Below are 20,151 nucleotides of genomic sequence, written 5' to 3'. Positions count from 1 at the left end.
TCTATTGATGGCTTGGGATATCATCCTCACATCTCGTTAAAAATACAAATCATTAACGTCATGTTGTAAGGAAATTTCGATGACCCGTCCAAGTAAACTCTCACCAGTATTTGCCTCGGCGATAGCATTGGCAAGTTGTCATGTTATAGCCCAAGAACCATCTATAACCCCAATCAATTCACTTGAACGTACAAGCCGTATAATTGGTGGTACTACCGCACCTGCAGAAAAATGGCCATTTATGGCGGCGGTTGTGAGTAAGGGCTACAAGGGTGGCAAAGGTCAGTTTTGTGGTGCCAGTTTCATTGGCTCTCGGTATGTCCTGACGGCAGCACACTGTTTGGATGCGACGCTGGGTGATGACATCGAAGTGATCATCGGCCAGCAGGACTTGTCTGCAGCGACGAGTGAACAGCGGCTTTCGGTACGTAAAGTATATATTCATGAAGAGTATGATGGTGCGGCTCAGGGAAACGACATCGCCATACTCGAACTGAGCGAAGCTTACGAAGGTCCTGCAGTGACACTTGCAGAATTTAACCTAAGAGACGAACTTGCGGCTGGTCAAGCTCTCACCGTAATGGGCTGGGGGGATCAAGACCCAACGGATGAGTTCAGAAAAGCAACTCAGTTACAACAGGTCAACGTAGAACTGATTGATCAGCAAGTCTGCAAAAACGTACCAGCGCTGGGCTACGATAAAATCACGGAAAACGCATTCTGCGCGGGTGTGGTGCAGGGAGGAAAAGACTCCTGTCAAGGTGACAGTGGTGGTCCGATTGTCGTCATGGATGGAGGACAATACAAACAACTGGGTATCGTCAGCTGGGGTGATGGCTGCGCGGTGGCAGGCAAATACGGTGTGTATGCCAATGTCAGTTATTACGCAAACTGGATTGCAGCGAAAACCAAAGGTCTGAGTTACGATCAGCATGTTTATGCAGGTATCCTCGGAAAAGGTGCTCAGAGTACGACACTAACGTACCAAAACAATACTGAGAGTGAGTTGATTCTGTCGAATCTAACAAGGGGTCAGGGTGTCACAGTTGACAATAATAGCTGTATTCAACCCTTACCGGTGGGAGATAAGTGCGAGGTAACAGTAAGCTATAACGTTGCTGGCGATGGAGACTTTTCTTTTAATGTCACTATGGATAGTTCACAAGGGATTGGTTCTGTAAGTTCACAAGTGCATTATCAATCTTATCCAGTGGCAAGTTCACCTTTGTCGGATTGGGTGAGCGAGCAAGTACCAAATCAGCAACTGTCCGTTTTTAGCCAAGCCAACGGGTGGCAACGAACGAGTACAGGTATTGTATCAAGCGTGATTGGCCATGATCAGTACTCTACTTTTGCGATTTCAGGAATCGCTAAAGGGCAAGTGGCTCTGGACTTAGCGGTCTCATCGGAAGAAGACTATGATGAACTGAAAGTCTTTGTGAATGGACGGCTAGAGTTATCAGCAAGTGGTGAGCAAGAAGGGACAGTTTCATTCGTGTTGCCACGTGAGAAGAACGTCGTTGAAGTGGTTTATGTGAAAGATAAGGTAGGAAGTGGAGGGGAAGATCGTGGTTACTTAAATGGCATCCGTTACAGCTCTTCGCTGATTTTGCCATCAGTAATACAGCCTAGCTTCTCTACAGGTAGCGGCGGTGGGAGCTTAGGCTGGTTGTCGCTCATCGCTTTGCTGGTTTTGGCAAGACGCAAACAATCATAGCACCAAGTGTTCAAAACAGGCCTCGATGCAGGCCTGTTTACTGTCATAGAAAAAAGGGAGCCTATATTAAGCTCCCTTTTTGCATTCGTTGTTCTTTACGTTATTTATGCCGCTTGCGCAAACTGCTGCAAAAAGGCTTCTTTACGTTCGTTAAAGCGGTTAACCAAGTCATCAACAGCATCTTGGTCATAAGGCTTTAGGCCGCTGGCTACCATGCGTTTAACCCCTCGTCCAACGACTTCACCATCTTCTTTGAACGCGAAGTTAAGGGTGACAACACCACGTTTCCCATCGACATCAAAGGTCGCGCCAGTAAATGCCACCTCTGGGTGAGAAAGATCCAGACGTTCAAATTCGACTTCCATGCTTTCGTAAATCACCAGAGGACGCTGGCAATTGATCATCATCTGTTGCTCTTCCATCAGAGGAACCATGATGTGTGGGAAGTTCATGCCTGAGAACTGAACATAGTTGGTCACCACATGCTCAATGAAAGCCGCATCGCGATTCACGTCGCCTTCGCGACTCATGTGCAGGTACTCTTTACCTGCAGCATCAACTACGGCACTCTCTTTCGCACACTTATTTTCAATGTGAAGAGCCACACCATCGTTGACCATGCCAGAAAAGTCGAAACGCATTTTTTGGCTGACGCCTTCTTTGCTGAGCAGTACGGCAAACAAAAGATCGCCAGGTACGCAGAAGCGCTTGCTGTCTTCATCATGGATTGGGTTATAGTCTCCCGCGACTTTTTTTGCAAAGTGGCTTGCTTGCTCGCGAGTGAACTGGAATTGATGGTTATTGCTTGAAAAATAAGGTGTTAGAAACATATGTCGTATGATATAGCCAAAACTGTGGCTGATTATACGCTATGAGAACAGATTCAATGGTCCATCCAGTGTGAAAGTTCAATATTTGTTCACAGATTTGGGTGCAAAGTGAACGGTTTACATCTGGAAATAAGAAGCAAGAGGGCAAGTTATGCCCTCTTGTGGTTATGGTTGGCTTATCCGTGATTAGAGAACACTCGGTAACAGCGCTTCTGGCATCAGCACGTTGTGCACGGCCTGCTTCAGCAGTGAATTGGCTTTTTCAATATCCGGAGCAAAGTAACGGTCTTTATCATAGAAACTGACTTTCTCTCGTAGCATCTGCTTTGCTTGTTCTATGCGAGGTGAGGATTTATGTGGGGCTCGGAAATCCAGTCCTTGCGCCGCTGAGAGATACTCTACCGCTAAGATGCCACGTGTGTTTTCACCCATTTCACGTAAACGACGGGCAGCAAAGGTGGCCATGGACACATGATCTTCTTGGTTCGCTGACGTGGGTAAGCTGTCCACGGATGCCGGATGTGCAAGAGTTTTGTTTTCGCTTGCCAGCGCCGCCGAGGTCACTTGCGCAATCATAAAACCAGAGTTGACTCCACCGTTATCGACCAAAAATGGTGGCAGCTTAGAGAGTGCACTATCAATCAGCAATGCCATGCGGCGCTCCGAGAGGCTGCCGATTTCTGCAATCGCGAGAGCAAGGTTGTCTGCTGCCATAGCAACAGGCTCCGCGTGGAAGTTACCACCAGAAATGATGTCGTCATCTTCAGCAAATACGAGGGGATTGTCGGAAACCGAGTTCGACTCAACCAACAAGATCTCAGCTGAGTTACGGATCTGCTGCAGACATGCGCCCATCACTTGCGGCTGGCAACGCAACGAATAAGGGTCTTGCACCTTTTCACAGTTGCTGTGTGACTGGCCAATTTCACTACTGGTGTCCAGTAGGTGACGATAGGCCATCGCAGAATCCATTTGGCTGCGGTGCCCACGCACGCGGTGAATACGCGGGTCAAAAGGACGGCGACTCCCTAACGCAGCTTCGACTGACATTGCACCGCAGACGGTTGCGGATGCGAAGAGGTCTTCAGCGATAAACAGACCTTCCAACGCGAAAGCCGTCGACGCCTGCGTGCCATTCAGTAGTGCCAGACCTTCTTTTGGCGCAAGCGTGATAGGTTCAAGGCCAGCAATTTTGAGGGCTTCTAGGCCTGAGATAATTTTGCCATTGTGACGTGCTTGCCCTTCACCCAGTAACACTGTGCTCATATGAGCCAGTGGGGCCAAGTCGCCCGATGCCCCAACCGAGCCTTTTTGTGGTACACAAGGATAAACTTGCGCGTTGACCAAATCGATCAGCATTTGAATGACGTTGAGACGAATACCGGAATAACCACGGGATAGGCTATTGATTTTGAGCACCATCATCAGACGGACCGTTTCATCTGCCATGAACTCGCCGATACCCGCTGCGTGAGAAAGGACGATACTGCGCTGCAGCGTTTCAAGATCTTCTGGGGCAATGCGTGTATTGGCCAATAAGCCAAATCCAGTATTAATGCCGTAAACGGTGCGATCCTCGGCGATGACTCGTTCAACCACTTGCGTGCTCTCTTCAATGGCTGGAATCGCTGACGCATCAAGAGAAAGGTTGATGGGCGAACGACTGACTTGACGCAGTTGATTTAAGCTAAGACAACCGGGCTTTAGCGTGAGATTTAACATATCCATATTCCTTACTTCAACTTGCTCAATTCTTCGTTCAGCATCGGCAGGTCAAGACCTTGCTGCGCTGCGCACTGTTTGGCGATGTCGTAACCCGCATCGGCGTGGCGCATTACCCCCGTCGCGGGATCGTTATGCAGCACTCGGGCAATACGCGCGGACGCATCTTCTGTTCCGTCACAGCAAATCACCATTCCAGAGTGCTGTGAGAAACCCATGCCGACACCACCACCATGATGGAGTGATACCCAAGTCGCACCACCGGCAGTATTGAGGAGGGCATTGAGCAGTGGCCAGTCAGAAACCGCGTCTGAACCGTCCACCATGCCTTCCGTTTCACGGTTTGGGCTGGCGACGGAACCCGAATCTAGATGATCTCGGCCAATCACGATCGGCGCTTTTAATTCGCCATTTTTCACCATTTCATTAAATGCCTGACCTAGGCGCTCGCGATCTTTCAGACCCACCCAGCAAATGCGCGCAGGTAAACCTTGGAACTGAATACGCTCGCGTGCCATGTCTAACCAATTGTGCAGATGAGGATTGTCAGGAATCAGCTCTTTCACTTTCTGGTCTGTTTTGTAGATATCTTCAGGATCGCCCGACAGTGCCGCCCAGCGGAAAGGGCCAATGCCTTCACAGAATAAAGGTCGAATATACGCTGGCACGAAGCCCGGGAAATCAAATGCATTCTCGACCCCTTCTTCTAGCGCCATTTGACGAATGTTATTGCCGTAATCGAGCGTGGCCGCTCCACGAGTTTGCAGCTCAAGCATGGCTTTGACTTGAACTGCCATGGACTGTTTTGCGGCTTTGACGACAGCGCTCTCGTCTTGCTGACGCATTTCCGCGGCGTAGGCCATGCTCCAGCCTTGCGGTAAGTAGCCATTCAATGGGTCATGTGCCGAGGTTTGGTCGGTGACGACATCGGGCGTGATGTTGCGCTCCACCAATTCTGCGAACACATCGGCGGCGTTACCCAGTAAGCCAACAGAGACAGGCGTGTCGGATTCTTTGACGATGGCCAGCGCTTCATCTAGGGTGGTCGCTTTCTTATCGACATAACCCGTACGTAGGCGATAATCGATACGCGATTCATCACATTCAACGGCAATCATCGAAAAGCCCGCCATGGTTGCAGCAAGTGGCTGTGCGCCGCCCATGCCACCAAGACCACCAGTGAGTACCCAACGACCTTTTGCTTCACCGGCGAAGTGTTTTTTTGCAACAGCGACGAAGGTTTCGTAGGTACCCTGCACGATGCCTTGAGAGCCGATGTAGATCCAACTGCCCGCGGTCATTTGGCCATACATCATCAAGCCTTGTTTATCGAGCTCATTGAAGTGTTCCCAGTTTGCCCAGTGTGGAACCAGGTTAGAGTTGGCGATCAGCACGCGTGGTGCATTTTTATGTGTAGGGAAGACACCCACAGGTTTACCTGATTGAACCAACAACGTTTGGTCGTCTTCCAGACGCTCAAGCACTTCAACAATCTTGTCGAAGCATGCCCAATTGCGTGCAGCACGCCCAATGCCGCCATACACCACTAAGGCGTGCGGATGCTCAGCCACATCAGGATCCAAATTATTCATCAGCATGCGCAATGGCGCTTCGGTCAACCATGACTTGGCTCTTAGCGTGGTGCCATGAGGGGCGCGAATGGTTCGGCTGGTGTCTAGGCGAGGATCTTGTCCTTGGCTCTGTGTCATTGTAAGACTCCTTTAATTTCACGTAGCGGTGAACTCATTGGCTCACCTGATTGTTGTTCTGTTTATTGATGTTCAACTTTGTCGTTCATGGCGTTGGCAATGTCCCAGCACAATCTGGCCGCTAGCCGCGCTGTTTGGCTGTCGACGTCATAAGTCGGGTTGTATTCGGCAATGTCGGCCAACATTAATTTGTCTCGGTGCGCGAGGATACGATCAAGAAAGGGTGCTAAGTTGTCGTAACTGACCCCTCTTGCCGCAGGGGCGCTTACGCCTGGCGCGGTGGCCGCTGGGAAAACGTCTAAATCAATCGTCAGATAGAGGTAGTCGCAGTCGTCGATAAAATGCTGCAACTGGGTAAGATGGTAGTCGTGATTGACCGAGCCAAGATCTTTGTCTTCAACAAACCACACGTTGAGTTGCTCGGCACGCTCAAACAAGGCGCGCGTGTTGCTTGCCTTACTCACACCGAGGCAAGCGTAATGAAAATCCCAACCTTGTTGCTGGCAATAGTGCTGTATTTGATTGAAAGGCGTGCCCGAGCTAGGCTTGACATCGGCTTGTGAACTTGAAAAAGCGCGTAAGTCGAAATGCGCGTCGAAATTGATGATGCCAATTTTAGGGGCTTTTTCAGGATGATGCTGTTCAAAATAGCGCGCCAAACCAGAAAAGGACGCCCATGCCACTTCGTGGCCACCCCCTAGGGTAATGACAGGAACACTCGGAAGAACTTCGGCAATAATTTTGGCGCAGTGCTGCTGGCTTGATTCCAGCAGGTCGTCATCGCACACAACGGTGCCCAAGTCGTAGAGCGGATGTGGTGAATGCCACGCTAAGTTAGCTAAAGCTCGGCGGATCAAGTCCGGTGATTTCTTTGCGCCAATGCGGCCTTTATTGCGCGCCACGCCCGCATCGCAGGCGAAGCCAAGCAGGGCGACACCATAAGGATTTTCACCAATATGGGTATAATCGATCTGCTGCACCACATGATGAACACGCAAACCCGCGGCACCGTCTTCTGCATCGTGGCGACCTTGCCAATGAAATTCATTATGAAGAAAAAAATGTTTACTCATCACAACACTCCTTGTGCTGCTCGAATTGACCATCAACGACTCTTGCAAAGAGACGCTGAGTTCCGACTTGATAACTGAGATCGGCGGGATGCTCGATCTGCCAGATAGCGAGATCCGCGTCATAACCTGTTTTGATTTGCCCTCGACTGCCCGCATAGCCCAATGCTTGCGCCGCATGTTGAGTGACGCCACGTAAAGCTTCTTCTGGCGTTAAACGAAAGAGGGTACAAGCCATGTTCATCATTAAGGTTAAATCACAAAATGGTGAGGTGCCGGGGTTAACATCGCTGGCAATGGCCATGGGCACACCAAACTGACGCAATAGTTCAATCGGCGGCAATTGAGTTTCACGCAGAAAATAGAACGCTCCAGGCAATAGAGTCGCGACGGTCGATGAACGGGCAAGTGCTTCGACGCCTGCTGGATCAAGAAATTCAATATGGTCAGCAGAAAGCCCCTGATAACGAGCAGTTAAAGCGGTTCCGCCCAAATTTGACAGTTGCTCTGTGTGCCCTTTGACACGCAGCCCGTGCTCGACAGCACAAGCATAGACTCTTTCTGTTTGTGCCAAATCAAACCCAATTGACTCACAAAATACATCGACGCTGGTGGCTAACTGTTCTTCGGCCACCAGTGGGATGATCTCTTGGCAAATAAACTCGATGTAGTCGTTCGCACGGCCAGTAAATTCAGGGGGAAGGGCATGGGCGGCTAACAGTGTTGGTGTGACCTTCACCAATCGATGCTGTGATAAGGACTTTGCCACTCGCAGCATTTTGATTTCATCAACCAGTGTTAATCCATAACCCGATTTGATTTCAAGCGACGTGACGCCACTGGCAAGCAAGCCATCAAGACGTGGTAGCGTTTGTTCGAGTAACTGCGCTTCACTGGCTTGGCGTGTCGCGTAAACGGTAGAAAGAATGCCGCCGCCTTGGCGAGCGATTTCTTGATAGGGAACGCCCTGCAATCGCATTTCAAATTCGTTGGACCGATTACCCGCGTAAACAAGATGTGTGTGGCAGTCGATAAGACCGGGAGTAACCAGCTTACCTTTTAGATCAATTTGCTTAGTAGCAGCCAGTGCCGTGTCATTGCCTAGATAATGGATCTTCCCCGCCTTAATGCCAATCGACATCGGCGTGCTGGGTTGATAACCCATTTCCCCTGATTGCAAAGTGACAAGGCGTGCGTTGGTAAGCAACAGATCCATGATTAAGGTTCCAATGATTTGTATTGACTAAATGTATATACAAATAAATAGGAGAAAATAACCGTTGTGACAAGGTGAATGTTGCTGAAATGTGATCAAATCGAAGTGTGATACTCTAAATTACAACAAAATCTTAGAGCTCAGCTTGTAGCGATTACCCGGATGATACAGCAGTGCGGTGCTGACGAGTTTGTCTTCACTCCAAGTACGACGGTTGAGCAGCAGACAAGGTTCATTGACTTTCATGTTGAGTTCTTGGCGAATACGGGTATCGGGCATGATGGCTTCAACCGTATGTTCCATCGCACTCAAAGGGCAGTTCTCAGAAAGATACTGATTGGGGGTCATTTGGGTGAAATCTTGTTGCAAATAGCGGGGTGCATAGAGACTGTTAACCCAGCGCAACTCGAGCTGGATAGGCTCCTTATCCTCGTAGTGAATAATTTCACTGTAGAACACTTTGGTTCCTAGCATTACACCGAGTTTGGTTGCAATCGTATCATCCGCTTTGAGGACCAATTGTTGAATGACTTTGCTGTGATGCGTCTTGCCGCGATTGACCACCTCCTCGGCAATGTTACGGACATCGAGCAGTGGAGATTCTGCCTTTTCTGGTTTATCACAGACAAACGTGCCTAAACGTGGTCGCCTTTGCAATTTGCCCTCATTGACCAAATCGCGAATGGCTTTATTGACGGTCATGCGGCTGACGCCAAATTGCTCGGTCAGCTCTAACTCAGTCGCGATCTTAAAGCCGATGTGCCACTCGCCACTGTCGATTTTTTTTTCAATAAACTGTTTGATCTGAATATACAGCGGTGATGGCATAATCTTTCCTCTAATTGACTATACAAATAGTGCGTAATTAACGTTGAAAATGCAACTTCATCGCCACATTTTGTGGTGAAACACATTGTTACGAGCGAGGTGAGCTAATTTGCTTGCAGGTTTGAGTGGGGTTGTGTAAACAGAATCAGATAACAAAAACGGCTGAAATAATACAGAGATAGAAAGGAAAGGTATGTTTAAGAAGTTAAAAGCGTCTTTGGGTATTGGGGCGGCGAAGGTCGATACAATTCTTGATGAAATGAGTGTGCAGCAAGGACAAACTCTAAAAGGTCAGGTGCATATTCAAGGCGGTGATGTTGAGCAGAAAATCGACGCAATTACAGTAAAGCTCAACACGGAGGTCAAAGTTGAATCAGATAATGGCGTGAGCTACCAAACCTTCACCATCGACAAAATTCAAGCCGTAGAGCCATTTATCATTCAAGCGGGCGAGCAAAAAAGCGTGGCGTTTGAGTTAAAACTTCACGATGAAACGCCAGTCACTGCGGTGAACGCATTGAAAAACCAATGTCATGTTTGGCTGGAAACGTCATTAGACATTGAGTTTGCAATAGACCCGAGAGACCGAGACTTTATTGATGTTAAACCTTTGCCAGTGGTACAAAAAGTGATTGCCGCAATCACTAGCGCTGGTTTTAACATGGTGAAAGCGGATGTAGAGAAAGGTTTTCTTCGAGGGCAAAATTTTGCGTCGCGCTCTGGTTGTTATCAAGAGCTTGAGTTTCGTAGCAATGGCTTCCTAGGCAGCAAAGAGATTGAGTTATCTTTTATTCTGGAGGGTGGTGTGGTGCATTGCTTAGCGGAAATTGATCGTTCGCTCAGTTTAGCTGGGGATCAGTACCGCTCATTCACTCTGCCATTAAACGCAACGGACTCACAAGTCGCGCAAGCCATCGCGCCAGTATTAAGCGCTTAATGTTGTGTCGCTGAACTTTGCTTAAGCGAGTCAGGTCGATATTCGCGGATCAGTGAATGTCGGCCTTCTTTCTGTTTTGCTTAAAGTCCTCTTCAAACCTCACTTTCGTCGGGCCGTTACCACTTCAGTCTTTTCATTCGCCTAAAGAGAGCGATTTAAATCGTTGTGATTTAAGCCTAATCGTTTACAATGTTCCGCTTCAAGCGCAGGTGCATCCGTATTTGTACCAAAGCTTGTCGAAAATTATCTAAATTCATTTATGTTTGATTATTAATATATTGATTTTCAAAGCGTAATTACTGAACACGTGTTGCTTGGTGTGCAACACCACTGTAAAGGAATCAAAATGCCTATTATTACTCTTCCTGACGGCAGTCAACGTCAATTTGATAACCCTGTATCAACGATGGATGTCGCGCTATCTATCGGCCCCGGTCTTGCGAAGGCGACCATCGCTGGTCGTGTGAATGGCCAACGCGTCGATGCATGCGATTTAATCGAAGAAGATGCAAGCTTAGAGATCATCACTACGAAAGATGAAGTCGATGGTCTAGAAATTGTTCGCCACTCTTGTGCTCACCTACTTGGTCACGCACTGAAGCAACTTTATCCAAATGCCAAAATGGCTATCGGCCCAACCATTGATAATGGTTTCTACTACGATATCGATTTGGAAGAGTCATTGACGCAAGAAGATCTGGAAAAGATCGAAGCACGCATGCAAGCATTGGCGAAAACCAAATATCAGGTTATCAAGAAAAAAGTAAGCTGGCAGGAAGCGCGTGACGCGTTTGAAGCTCGTGGTGAAACATACAAGATGGAAATCTTGGATGAAAACGTATCACGTGACGACCGCCCAGGTCTTTACCATCACGAAGAATACATCGATATGTGTCGTGGTCCACACGTGCCAAACATGAGCTTCTGTCAGCACTTTACTTTGTTGAACGTGGCTGGTGCGTACTGGCGTGGTAATAGCGACAACAAGATGCTTCAACGTATCTATGGTACCGCTTTCCACGATAAGAAAGCGCTGAAAGATCACCTGACTCGTCTTGAAGAAGCGGCAAAACGTGACCATCGTAAGATCGGTAAACAACTCGATTTGTTCCATATGCAGCAAGAAGCACCGGGCATGGTGTTCTGGCATCACAATGGTTGGTCTGTATTCCGCGATCTTGAAGTCTTTATTCGTGAGAAGCTCACGGAATATGGCTATCAAGAAGTAAAAGGCCCATTAATGATGGACCGTGTACTTTGGGAACGCTCTGGCCACTGGGATAAATACGCAGATGCGATGTTCACCACTTCTTCAGAGAACCGTGAATACGCTATCAAGCCAATGAACTGTCCTGGTCACGTGCAGATTTTTAACCAAGGTCTAAAATCGTACCGCGATCTACCGCTACGTATGGCGGAATTTGGCTCTTGTCACCGTAACGAGCCATCAGGTGCGCTACACGGTATCATGCGTGTTCGTGGTTTTACTCAGGATGATGCACACATCTTCTGTACAGAAAGCCAAATCCAAGATGAAGTAACCAACTGTATCAAGATGGTTTACGACACGTACCAAACATTTGGTTTTGACAACATCGCGGTGAAACTGTCTACGCGTCCTGACCAGCGTGTAGGTAGCGATGAAATTTGGGATCAATCTGAGGAAGCGCTAAAGCAGGCCCTAGAATCTATGGATATCGCTTACGAGATTCAAGAGGGCGAGGGCGCCTTCTACGGCCCTAAGATTGAATTTACACTATTCGACTGCCTAGGTCGCGCATGGCAGTGTGGTACCGTTCAGCTCGACTTCAACCTACCAAATCGCTTAGGTGCGACTTATGTTGGTGAAAACAATGAGCGTTTAGTGCCAGTGATGATTCACCGTGCCATTTTGGGTTCTCTTGAGCGTTTCATCGGTATTCTTATCGAAGAATATGCTGGTTTCTTCCCAACTTGGTTGGCACCAGAGCAGGCTGTGATCATGAACATCACTGACAAACAGGCTGATTATGTTCAGGAAATCGCCCAGAAACTACAAAAATGTGGAATTAGAGCAAAAGCGGACTTGAGAAATGAGAAGATTGGCTTTAAAATCCGCGAACATACTTTGAAACGTGTGCCGTTTATGTTGGTTTGCGGTGACCAAGAGATGGAAGCCGGAGAAATCGCAGTACGTACACGTAAAGGTAACGATTTGGGTAAATTTAAAGTGGATGACTTTGTTTCTTACATCCAAGATCAAATCGCTAGCCGTAAGCTCAATCTGGAGGAATAAACTATTAAAGGCGGAAGACGTGGCCAAGTTCCGGTCAAACAAAACCAGCACCGTTTAAACGGTGAAATTCGTGGCGTTCGTGAAGTTCGTTTAACAGGCGCTGACGGTGAATCTGTAGGTGTCGTTTCGATCCAAGAAGCACTTGCTGCAGCAGAAGAAGCTGGTATGGATCTCGTAGAGATCAGCCCTAACGCCGAGCCACCAGTCTGTCGTGTGATGGACTATGGCAAGTTCCTCTTCGAGAAGAGCAAAGCTACGAAAGAGCAGAAGAAAAAGCAAAAACAGATTCAGATCAAGGAACTAAAATTCCGACCTGGAACTGATATCGGAGACTATCAGGTAAAACTACGCAACCTGATCCGTTTCCTTGAAGAAGGCAACAAAGTGAAGGTAACAATTCGCTTCCGTGGCCGTGAGATGGCTCACCAAGAGATCGGTGTAGACGTTCTTGAGCGTTTGAAAGTGGATACAGTGGAACATGCCGTTGTTGAATCTTTCCCAACGAAGATTGAAGGTCGTCAGATGATCATGGTGCTAGCCCCTAAAAAGAAGTAATTAACGGCTTACAAGTAATAAAACCCAGCCGTTGAAAGGCGGCTGGGTTTTATTCGCCCTAATTACGTTGTTATTAAACTACTACAATGCGGAGTTATTCATCATGCCTAAGATGAAAAACAACAAAGGTGCTGCTAAGCGTTTCAAGAAAACTGCTGGTGGTATTAAGTACAAGCACGCTACTAAACGTCACATCCTGACTAAGCGTACTACTAAGAACAAGCGTCAGCTACGTCCAAACTCTCTACTTCCAAGATGTGAAGTAGCAGCAGTTGCTCGTATGCTTCCATACGCTTAATTCTTTTTAGTTTCATAATCGTTTAGTTTAGGAGAGACATAATGCCTCGCGTAAAACGTGGTGTACAAGCTCGTGCACGTCATAAGAAAGTTTTAAAACAAGCTAAAGGTTACTACGGTGCACGTTCACGTGTTTACCGCGTAGCTTTCCAAGCAGTTACTAAAGCTGGTCAATACGCTTACCGTGACCGTCGCGCTAAGAAACGTCAATTCCGTCAACTGTGGATTGCACGTATCAACGCGGCATCTCGTCAAAATGGTCTATCTTACAGCCGTTTCATCAACGGTCTTAAGAAAGCATCTATCGAGATCGATCGTAAGATCCTTGCGGATATCGCTGTATTCGACAAAGCTGCATTTGCAGTTCTAGTTGAAAAAGCGAAAGCAGCTCTTTAATTAGAGTTTAGGTTAAGAGAAAGGAGAGCTTAGGCTCTCCTTTTTTGTATTCTGAAACTAAAGCTTAGATAGAGGGCTTAGGACTCCGCCCGCACCTCTTTCTAATACATGAGTGTATATCTGGGTGGTTTTAACGTCAGAATGGCCTAGTTGCTCTTGCACTGTTCTTATATCTGCCCCTGATTCTAATAAGTGGGTAGCAAAGCTATGCCGAAGGGTATGACACGTGACAGTCTTATTTATACCAGCATCCCTAGCCGCTCTTTTAACTGTTCTTTGCAAGGACTGCTCATTTATATGGTGCCTCCGCAATAGATCTGATTCGGGATCAATGGATAGCTTCTCTGACGGGAAAAGATAGTGCCAGTTGAAATCCATTTCAGCACCGCGATATTTCCGTTGTAGAGAATGTGTCAACCAAACACCAGAGTATCCAGCCGTGTTGATGTCTTTCTGATAGTAGCGAAGTGCCAACGCTTCTTGCTGTTTAAGCATGGGGAACAGCTCTTTTGCCAACGTTACTGTCCGGTTCTTACCTCCTTTTCCTTGCCATATCCGTAGAGCACCATAGTGGTAATCGATGTCCTGAACCCTGAGTCGTACACATTCCATTACTCGCAAACCAGATCCGTAAAGTAGCATGATGTGCAGTTTGTAACGTGGGTCAACATGCTGTATTAAGGAACGGAGTTCTGACTTAGTCAGTACAACAGGCAGTTTCCTGTCTAGAAGTGATTTTTGAAATTTTATCTCATTACTTAATGGAGTTCTAAAGTACTCTCGATACAAAAACATTACCGAATTCAAAGCTAGCGCCTGGGTTTTTGCGGCCACTTTTTGTTCCAAAGCGAGATAGCTTAAAAACTCTTCAACGTGAGTCTCATTTAGAGTCGAAGGATGAGCCATTTTGTGGAAAATAATGTACTGCTTAATCCAGCTTATATACGCTTGTATGGTTTTACTTGCGTAATGACGTGTTCTCATATGATCCTGAACACTTAAAAGAAACTGATTTTTCATTTCGATAAACACCTGTTCTTACATACAGTGGTCTCATTTTTAACAGGATAAAAAAATTAGGCTACACATTGATACTTAATTGAGATGATGAACATGTATTTTCATCCAAATTTGATATTTGTTTCATATGGTTATGTGATAGCATGCCAATAATCTTCATCTTCGAGGATGCGGTAGCGTGGGCGATTAGACCGACAAGAAGATGTATAGAGATCGTTATGCTTAATCACGTAAAATCAGTGGTTTATGGTTTTTCTTTGTTCCCTCAGCTTGTCAGTTTGGTGTTTGTCGGCAAGTTGGCTTTTGTGGGCGCTATTTTCTGGACATCCATTCTTGGTCGCTAAAAATTCTGAGAGTTGCCTCAATCAATTCTTGAGCAACTACGCGGTTAGGGCGGCTGGCTCAATCAGAAATCCATTTTTAGGTTTTCAAACTTCAAACTAGATTTGCCAAAATTCTGAGCCTGATTGTCAAAACTATGATTCATTTCGGTTTTCTACGTTTTGGTTTTTGTTTGTAAATCAAAGTCGAGTTAATCTTAGTTCAATTAAAACGTAAACCTTTGAAGCTTAAGCATAACAAGGCGTTTAAGCGGGATTCATGCCGCGTGGCATTTTTGGTTTGCGGTGATTTTTGTGGTGAAAGTGGTGTGCGGAAACTTGGTTTATGCGGCATTCACCCCTTAACGCAGCGTTATAACGTAAAGGAAAACTATGTATTACTTGTTTGATTGGAAAGTTAAGCTAGGTATCGTTTTAAGTTGTATTTTGTTCCTTGCCTGTTGCATCAGTTTCGTTATTGCATGGAACTCTCCTCAACCAGTTGACGCAATGAGCGCGGTGACAAAGTTTTTTAACTATCGTTGGTTTGCCGGGTTCCTAGTTGGTTTTGTATCGATGATCTCAGCAACTTACAGTGCCTATCAAAAACGACTGTACTCAATTTAGTGGCTTTTGGGTTCACAGAGTGTAGTGAACTACGTTATAACAAACTGTTCAAGAGGGATTCGCAACGCGTGGCATTTTTACTATGCGTTGGCTTTAGTGTTTAAGGCGGTTTGCGGCGGCTTTTGTAATGCGTTGCTCACCCCTTAACAGGGCGTTAGGTACACATGGATAGAAGTGTGAAAAACGATAATATTGTGCAAGTAGCCACAGATCTTAAAATTCTTATATCGGAAGCAAAATTTGAGTTTCCGGCATCTGCTGAGTCACTCGAACAGATTACTCCTTTCGTAGATAATGCTCTATCTGATTCGCCATTTACCCCACAACGATTACGTTTTGGTCATCTATTTATCGAAAGTGAATTAGCAAATAATAAAGAGCTAGCTGATTTGTATTCCAAATTTGCTAACCTATACGAGGGCTTGGAGGTATAGTGTACCTAACAAGGCGTTTAAGAGGGATTCATGCCGCGTGGCATTTTTGGTATGCGGTGATTTTTGGTGGTGAAAGTGGTTTGCGGAAAGTTGGTTTGTGCGGCATTCACCCCTTAACGCGGCGTTAGCTTCTTGAAGCGGAAAATTATCAAAATCTAAGCTCAGTTGCTCTGAACATGCAGCTTTTAGCGTTCAAGTTGCCCGATTTGGTTCTGTGTTTTAGCCTGATGCTGATTTGGTAGAAAGTATTGAAAGTTCATTAGTTTCAAAGCCGCTGAAATTGCGTTTTCTTTGTCGCGGACTCTTAACCGTGGCCAACTTAGCCTAGATCGTTTTAAGTTTTGGTAGACCACTTCACAGCTTTTGGCGTTGAGCGTGTGTTTGTCCGATGCATTTTCGTAAAATGCTTTTCAACTAAACTAAAAGTGTTAAAAAGGTCATTGGTAAACAATAGGCTACGAAGCTAACAAACGCCTCAAAGGGACTGTCAACGCGTGGCGTTTCCAGTCCCAATGAACCGCGGTGGTTACGGTTGTTGTGGTTGAGTTTAGTGTTATGCGTTGCCAGCCCCTTAGGCGGGCGTTAGCTGCAAGTCATAATTATTTGAGTATAGGGATATGATAAAAAACAAACCAAATCCAGATGAGTTTCAAAGTCTGAGTATTCAATATTTAGCTCAATCAATCGACCATTTGATGAATACGGAAATTGCTTTAGCTGTGCATGGTGATTGGGAAACAAACGAACTTGAAGAAGAATGGGAAGACAGACAAGGAATTTTAGGTAACTCTTTAATAATGCTATTCCTCGCTATTGAAAACTTTCTAAAATTTGAAATATGTAAAGTTGATCCACTTTTATTGTTAGCGGGTGAGCCCTCGAAATGGGGCTTATCTGGAGCCGATAAAGATTTTGAAGACTTATATATACATCAATTTGATGATCTACTTGTTATCTATCAAGAGATAACGTCAGAAACGATTGATGCTGATGTTAAAACAACCTTGGAAGACTTGCGCAAAAAACGTAATAAGTACACGCATGGTCTTCATCGGGAAATTTTGGAACCATCCTATATTGTTGAAGCGCAGGCTACTTTCCTTACAGGGTTATGGGGTAATTCTTGGGTTAATGATTTTAAATCCGTTATGTTAACTGAGTCGTTATATGGCTTGTCTAACGACGAAGAAGAACACATGCAATTACTTTATTACTACAAGTTTTTTGAAAAATATTTATCAGCAAAAGCCTTTAGGGCTTTGATCGGCATGCCTGAAGATGGTCGTCGTTATCTCTGTCCATATTGTACTAACAACGTGGTTGAATCCGGTCTTCAATTTGAAGCAAATTACGCAAGACTTGAACCTAACCAGCCAGGTTCTAACGAGATTAAATGTTGGATTTGCGACTGTCATACGGAAGTTGAAAGGCGTGATTGTACCGAAAATGGTTGTCCAGCCAATGTGATTTTCCCAGAAGACTCATATTATGAACACATAAGTAATTGTTGCTTAACTTGTGGCTCAGAGCAAAGCAGCTAACAAACGCTTCAAGAGGGACAGCCAACGCGTGGCATTTTTACTATGCGTTGATTTTTGTGGTTATATTGTTATGCGGAAAGTTGGTCGTGGCGTTGGCTGCCCCTTAAGCGGGCGTTATGCTTAATCACCTAAAATCAGTGGTTTATGGTTTTTCTTTGTTCCCTTGGCTGATTGGTTTTGTGCTCGTCGGCAAGTTGACTTCATTGGTCGCTGTTTTCTGGACACTTATTCTTTGGCGCTGAAAATTCAGAGAGTTGCCTCAATCAGTTTTCGGGTAAGCACGAGGTTAGGGCAGTTGGCTCAATCAGCAATTTGATAGTAGGTTTTTGAGTTTTATCTGCCAAATTTCAAAGTCTCATTTTCAAAGATTATGAGTCATTTCAGTTTTTTAGGTTTTGCCTTTTGTTAGCTAATCCTAGTCGAGTTAATCTTAGTTTTGGTAAAAATGTGGGCGTTGAAGCTTAAGCATAACAAAGCGTTAAAGTGGGATTTGGCACGCGTGGCATTTTTAGTTTGCGTTGAGTTCGGAGATTACGGCACTGTGCGGTAGCTTTTGTATTGCGTGCCTGCACCCCTTAACGCGGCGTTAGGCGACGGGCAGAAAAGTTCTTTGTTCTCATCTTCTTATTCCTCCTTGGCCTTTCGTTTTTCTATGTCGGCAATTTAGCGTTGTCGGCTTAAGTTCTTGAATCTCTCCAGCCGTAAAACAAGCCAAAGTTCGTGGGTTGCCTCATTGGCTTTTGGTGCCGGTTGGTGGCAAGTTTCACTGGCTCAAAGTGTGGCAAAGGCAAGTTGAACGACGCTCTGGCTTTTGCTGTCATTTCGTAGCTTTTGGTTTTTCAGGTTCAAAACCTACTTTTTTGCTGCAAATTCGCATTTTGTGGATGTTGAAATCTTAGATGAAACATAGTGGATTTTGTGGTTCTTGAATCGCAAAAAGTCTGTGTGCATTTGGTTGGTAATAGGGTTTCAGGTAACCTGCTTTCAAAGTCACTTAAACACTGGTGAGAAACTTCGCCTAACAAGCAATTTAAGAGGGATTCACAACGCTTGGCACTTTTGCTTCTACTTCAGTTTTAGTGTTTATGGCACAATGCTTTAGGTTTGGGTGGAGGCGTTGTTCACCCCTTAATTGGGCGTTAGCACACAGGTTCAACATTCGTGATTAAGGAAGAGGTAAATGTCTAAAGATGAAACGCTTCTACATTGTGGAAACTGCAATCAGAAGACGGCTCATAGAAGGCTAAGTGCATCTGAAGTCGAAGCTCAGCAGCGAGTGAAGAATAGTACCAAGTCTCGTATTCTCAATATCGTTTTTGGTGTTCTGCTAGGCTCAAGCAAATCAGAGTCGCAGGTTAGTTACTTCAGGTGCAAGGTCTGTAATGCGGAACATGATAGCAATGAAGGTATGCCTCACGGTTGGGGCTAGTTAATGCGTAACCCTATGTGCTAACAAGCAATTTAAGAGGGATTCACAACGCTTGGCACTTTTGTTTCTACTTCAGTTTTAGTGTTTATGGCACAATGCTTTAGGTTTGGGTGGAGGCGTTGTTCACCCCTTAATTGGGCGTTAAGTTTAAGGAGGAATACATGGAAGCAAAAGAAATGTGGCGAATTGTGCTGAATTGGAAAACAGCTTTCTTTTCAATCGTACTAGTGTTGATTGCTATAGCGTTACTATGGGTATCGCAAGTATATAAAAACTCTGCTCCAATATTCTTAGGAATTGTTTTACCCTCTTTTGCTTCTGTTTTAGCAAGCTCGGGAGTATTTGCGCTAATTTATGAGGTCTTTATTCGACAAGCACAAACTAAGTTTGTACTAGAATCGATTGAGTTGAAAGAATCAATGTTAGGTGCCGGACTTGCGGACGTGACTGTAAACTACTTGGATTTTGATTACGCTAAAGAAATAAATAATGCAAAATCGATAAGAGTCTTTGTGTTATACGCTCATTCTTGGCTAAATCGATATTCGGTAGAGGTATCAAATCATATGCGACAAGATAACTCATCATTGATTCTTGTTATACCCAAATTTGAGAACAGATTTCTTAAACCATTAACTGAGCACTTTCAATATACTGATGATCAAATGAAAGACAAAATAGGGGAGTCTGTAGGGTCTGTAGTTTCTCAGGCAATTAGAGGCTCTCTTGGAAAGGGATCACAACTTCAAGTATACATGCATGGTTCCCGACCATGTTATTCCATGTATGAGTTTGATGATAAACTTCTTGTTGGTACTTACTATGCTAGTCATTCGAGACGCCGCTCGCCGATGTTTCTTTTTTCAGACAAGCCAAACTCAATGTATAGCGAATTTAATGACGATTTAAACCAAGTAATTGCCAATGACTCTGAATTAATTTATTGCTCCAGTTCGGGCATTTGCAAAATTACTGAAACTTTAGGGGAGCATGTGCCTCTAGAATTACAAAGAGTACTACATGCTAAAAAAACTTAACAAGCAATTTAAGAGGGATTCACAACGCTTGGCACTTTTGCTTCTACTTCAGTTTTAGTGTTTATGGCACAATGCTTTAGGTCTGGGTGGAGGCGTTGTTCACCCCTTAATTGGGCGTTATGTGCTTCAAGGATGAATGATATGAATTACGATGAGTTCAATGCGTTTTGTGGCTCTTTTCCTGCGACTAG

At 45.5% G+C, this 20,151-nt stretch carries 18 protein-coding genes; 11 read left to right on the top strand and 7 right to left on the bottom strand.

The window, feature by feature from the left end:
* The first annotated feature begins 79 nt into the window (after positions 1-79).
* The gene (locus tag LZU85_RS08360) at positions 80-1,717 is read left to right on the top strand and encodes a S1 family peptidase (protein ID WP_237286875.1); all 1,638 of its coding nucleotides are present in this window, start codon (positions 80-82) and stop codon (positions 1,715-1,717) included.
* 104 nt (positions 1,718-1,821) lie between these two features.
* Here LZU85_RS08360 and LZU85_RS08355 read toward each other — a convergent pair whose 3' ends face one another.
* The 6 genes from LZU85_RS08355 to hutC form a co-directional block, all read right to left on the bottom strand.
* Complete coding sequence (locus tag LZU85_RS08355; RefSeq protein WP_176297386.1) at positions 1,822-2,547, bottom strand: DUF3581 domain-containing protein; 726 nt, start codon at positions 2,545-2,547, stop codon at positions 1,822-1,824.
* A gap of 186 nt (positions 2,548-2,733) precedes the next feature.
* Positions 2,734-4,275, bottom strand: coding sequence for a histidine ammonia-lyase (gene hutH, locus LZU85_RS08350; protein ID WP_237286874.1), 1,542 nt, complete (start codon positions 4,273-4,275; stop codon positions 2,734-2,736).
* Between the two features lie 5 nt (positions 4,276-4,280).
* Entirely contained in the window at positions 4,281-5,978 is a 1,698-nt protein-coding gene (gene hutU, locus LZU85_RS08345; protein ID WP_206625298.1) for a urocanate hydratase, read from the bottom strand.
* A 62-nt stretch (positions 5,979-6,040) separates the two neighbouring features.
* On the bottom strand, positions 6,041-7,051 hold the full coding sequence (hutG, locus tag LZU85_RS08340; protein WP_206625297.1) for a formimidoylglutamase: 1,011 nt from the start codon (positions 7,049-7,051) through the stop codon (positions 6,041-6,043).
* Positions 7,044-8,264: an imidazolonepropionase gene (hutI, locus tag LZU85_RS08335; RefSeq protein WP_206625296.1), complete on the bottom strand. Its 1,221-nt coding sequence runs from the start codon at positions 8,262-8,264 to the stop codon at positions 7,044-7,046. The genes hutG and hutI overlap by 8 nt, the downstream gene beginning before the upstream one ends.
* Positions 8,265-8,384: 120 nt before the next feature.
* Positions 8,385-9,092: a histidine utilization repressor gene (hutC, locus tag LZU85_RS08330; RefSeq protein WP_072610152.1), complete on the bottom strand. Its 708-nt coding sequence runs from the start codon at positions 9,090-9,092 to the stop codon at positions 8,385-8,387.
* A 193-nt stretch (positions 9,093-9,285) separates the two neighbouring features.
* Here hutC and LZU85_RS08325 point away from each other — a divergent pair, with 193 nt between their 5' ends.
* The 5 genes from LZU85_RS08325 (at position 9,286) to rplT (ending at position 13,552) form a co-directional block, all read left to right on the top strand.
* Positions 9,286-10,029 (top strand): sporulation protein, encoded by a 744-nt coding sequence (locus LZU85_RS08325; protein WP_130251617.1) that lies wholly within the window; start codon positions 9,286-9,288, stop codon positions 10,027-10,029.
* 346 nt (positions 10,030-10,375) lie between these two features.
* Positions 10,376-12,304 (top strand): threonine--tRNA ligase, encoded by a 1,929-nt coding sequence (gene thrS, locus LZU85_RS08320; protein ID WP_237286873.1) that lies wholly within the window; start codon positions 10,376-10,378, stop codon positions 12,302-12,304.
* 3 nt (positions 12,305-12,307) lie between these two features.
* A complete protein-coding gene (gene infC / locus LZU85_RS08315) occupies positions 12,308-12,859 on the top strand; it encodes a translation initiation factor IF-3 (RefSeq protein WP_081036175.1) in 552 nt (183 codons plus the stop codon).
* Between the two features lie 103 nt (positions 12,860-12,962).
* Positions 12,963-13,157 (top strand): 50S ribosomal protein L35, encoded by a 195-nt coding sequence (gene rpmI / locus LZU85_RS08310; RefSeq protein WP_011080265.1) that lies wholly within the window; start codon positions 12,963-12,965, stop codon positions 13,155-13,157.
* Positions 13,158-13,198: 41 nt separating this feature from the next.
* Positions 13,199-13,552, top strand: coding sequence for a 50S ribosomal protein L20 (gene rplT, locus LZU85_RS08305; protein WP_004727974.1), 354 nt, complete (start codon positions 13,199-13,201; stop codon positions 13,550-13,552).
* Between the two features lie 57 nt (positions 13,553-13,609).
* On the opposite strand, the gene LZU85_RS08300 is transcribed toward rplT, so the two are convergent.
* Complete coding sequence (locus LZU85_RS08300; RefSeq protein WP_176297393.1) at positions 13,610-14,572, bottom strand: integron integrase; 963 nt, start codon at positions 14,570-14,572, stop codon at positions 13,610-13,612.
* A gap of 218 nt (positions 14,573-14,790) precedes the next feature.
* Here LZU85_RS08300 and LZU85_RS20890 point away from each other — a divergent pair, with 218 nt between their 5' ends.
* The 5 genes from LZU85_RS20890 to LZU85_RS08260 all read left to right on the top strand — a co-directional run bounded on the left by LZU85_RS20890 (position 14,791) and on the right by LZU85_RS08260 (position 19,960).
* Positions 14,791-14,916, top strand: coding sequence for a hypothetical protein (locus LZU85_RS20890; RefSeq protein WP_263155557.1), 126 nt, complete (start codon positions 14,791-14,793; stop codon positions 14,914-14,916).
* Between the two features lie 779 nt (positions 14,917-15,695).
* Complete coding sequence (locus LZU85_RS08285) at positions 15,696-15,953, top strand: hypothetical protein (RefSeq protein WP_039542897.1); 258 nt, start codon at positions 15,696-15,698, stop codon at positions 15,951-15,953.
* Positions 15,954-16,211: 258 nt separating this feature from the next.
* Complete coding sequence (locus LZU85_RS08275) at positions 16,212-16,301, top strand: DUF645 family protein (RefSeq protein ID WP_113624546.1); 90 nt, start codon at positions 16,212-16,214, stop codon at positions 16,299-16,301.
* Positions 16,302-16,570: 269 nt separating this feature from the next.
* Positions 16,571-17,494 carry a hypothetical protein gene (locus LZU85_RS08270; RefSeq protein WP_237286870.1) on the top strand — a complete coding sequence of 308 codons (924 nt, stop codon included), beginning with the start codon at positions 16,571-16,573 and terminating at the stop codon, positions 17,492-17,494.
* Between the two features lie 1,590 nt (positions 17,495-19,084).
* Positions 19,085-19,960, top strand: coding sequence for a hypothetical protein (locus LZU85_RS08260; RefSeq protein ID WP_224635875.1), 876 nt, complete (start codon positions 19,085-19,087; stop codon positions 19,958-19,960).
* Positions 19,961-20,151: the final 191 nt, after the last annotated feature.

It is taken from the genome of Vibrio floridensis, from assembly GCF_021852965.1.
In the GTDB taxonomy this organism is placed as follows: Bacteria; Pseudomonadota; Gammaproteobacteria; order Enterobacterales; family Vibrionaceae; genus Vibrio; species Vibrio floridensis.
The sequence above is the reverse complement of the archived record's forward strand: the minus strand, read 5'-3'. Positions and strand labels throughout refer to the sequence as shown.

What these genes read in the sequence shown, in the direction of transcription:
- LZU85_RS08300 (WP_176297393.1), bottom strand. Translation starts at nt 14,572, where the DNA reads ATGAAAAATCAGTTTCTTTTAAGTGTTCAGGATCATATGAGAACACGT.
- LZU85_RS08260 (WP_224635875.1), top strand. Translation starts at nt 19,085, where the DNA reads ATGGAAGCAAAAGAAATGTGGCGAATTGTGCTGAATTGGAAAACAGCT.
- hutH (WP_237286874.1), bottom strand. Translation starts at nt 4,275, where the DNA reads ATGGATATGTTAAATCTCACGCTAAAGCCCGGTTGTCTTAGCTTAAAT.
- LZU85_RS08355 (WP_176297386.1), bottom strand. Translation starts at nt 2,547, where the DNA reads ATGTTTCTAACACCTTATTTTTCAAGCAATAACCATCAATTCCAGTTC.
- hutU (WP_206625298.1), bottom strand. Translation starts at nt 5,978, where the DNA reads ATGACACAGAGCCAAGGACAAGATCCTCGCCTAGACACCAGCCGAACC.
- hutC (WP_072610152.1), bottom strand. Translation starts at nt 9,092, where the DNA reads ATGCCATCACCGCTGTATATTCAGATCAAACAGTTTATTGAAAAAAAA.
- LZU85_RS08270 (WP_237286870.1), top strand. Translation starts at nt 16,571, where the DNA reads ATGATAAAAAACAAACCAAATCCAGATGAGTTTCAAAGTCTGAGTATT.
- rplT (WP_004727974.1), top strand. Translation starts at nt 13,199, where the DNA reads ATGCCTCGCGTAAAACGTGGTGTACAAGCTCGTGCACGTCATAAGAAA.
- hutI (WP_206625296.1), bottom strand. Translation starts at nt 8,264, where the DNA reads ATGGATCTGTTGCTTACCAACGCACGCCTTGTCACTTTGCAATCAGGG.
- thrS (WP_237286873.1), top strand. Translation starts at nt 10,376, where the DNA reads ATGCCTATTATTACTCTTCCTGACGGCAGTCAACGTCAATTTGATAAC.
- LZU85_RS08325 (WP_130251617.1), top strand. Translation starts at nt 9,286, where the DNA reads ATGTTTAAGAAGTTAAAAGCGTCTTTGGGTATTGGGGCGGCGAAGGTC.
- LZU85_RS20890 (WP_263155557.1), top strand. Translation starts at nt 14,791, where the DNA reads ATGCTTAATCACGTAAAATCAGTGGTTTATGGTTTTTCTTTGTTCCCT.
- LZU85_RS08360 (WP_237286875.1), top strand. Translation starts at nt 80, where the DNA reads ATGACCCGTCCAAGTAAACTCTCACCAGTATTTGCCTCGGCGATAGCA.
- rpmI (WP_011080265.1), top strand. Translation starts at nt 12,963, where the DNA reads ATGCCTAAGATGAAAAACAACAAAGGTGCTGCTAAGCGTTTCAAGAAA.
- hutG (WP_206625297.1), bottom strand. Translation starts at nt 7,051, where the DNA reads ATGAGTAAACATTTTTTTCTTCATAATGAATTTCATTGGCAAGGTCGC.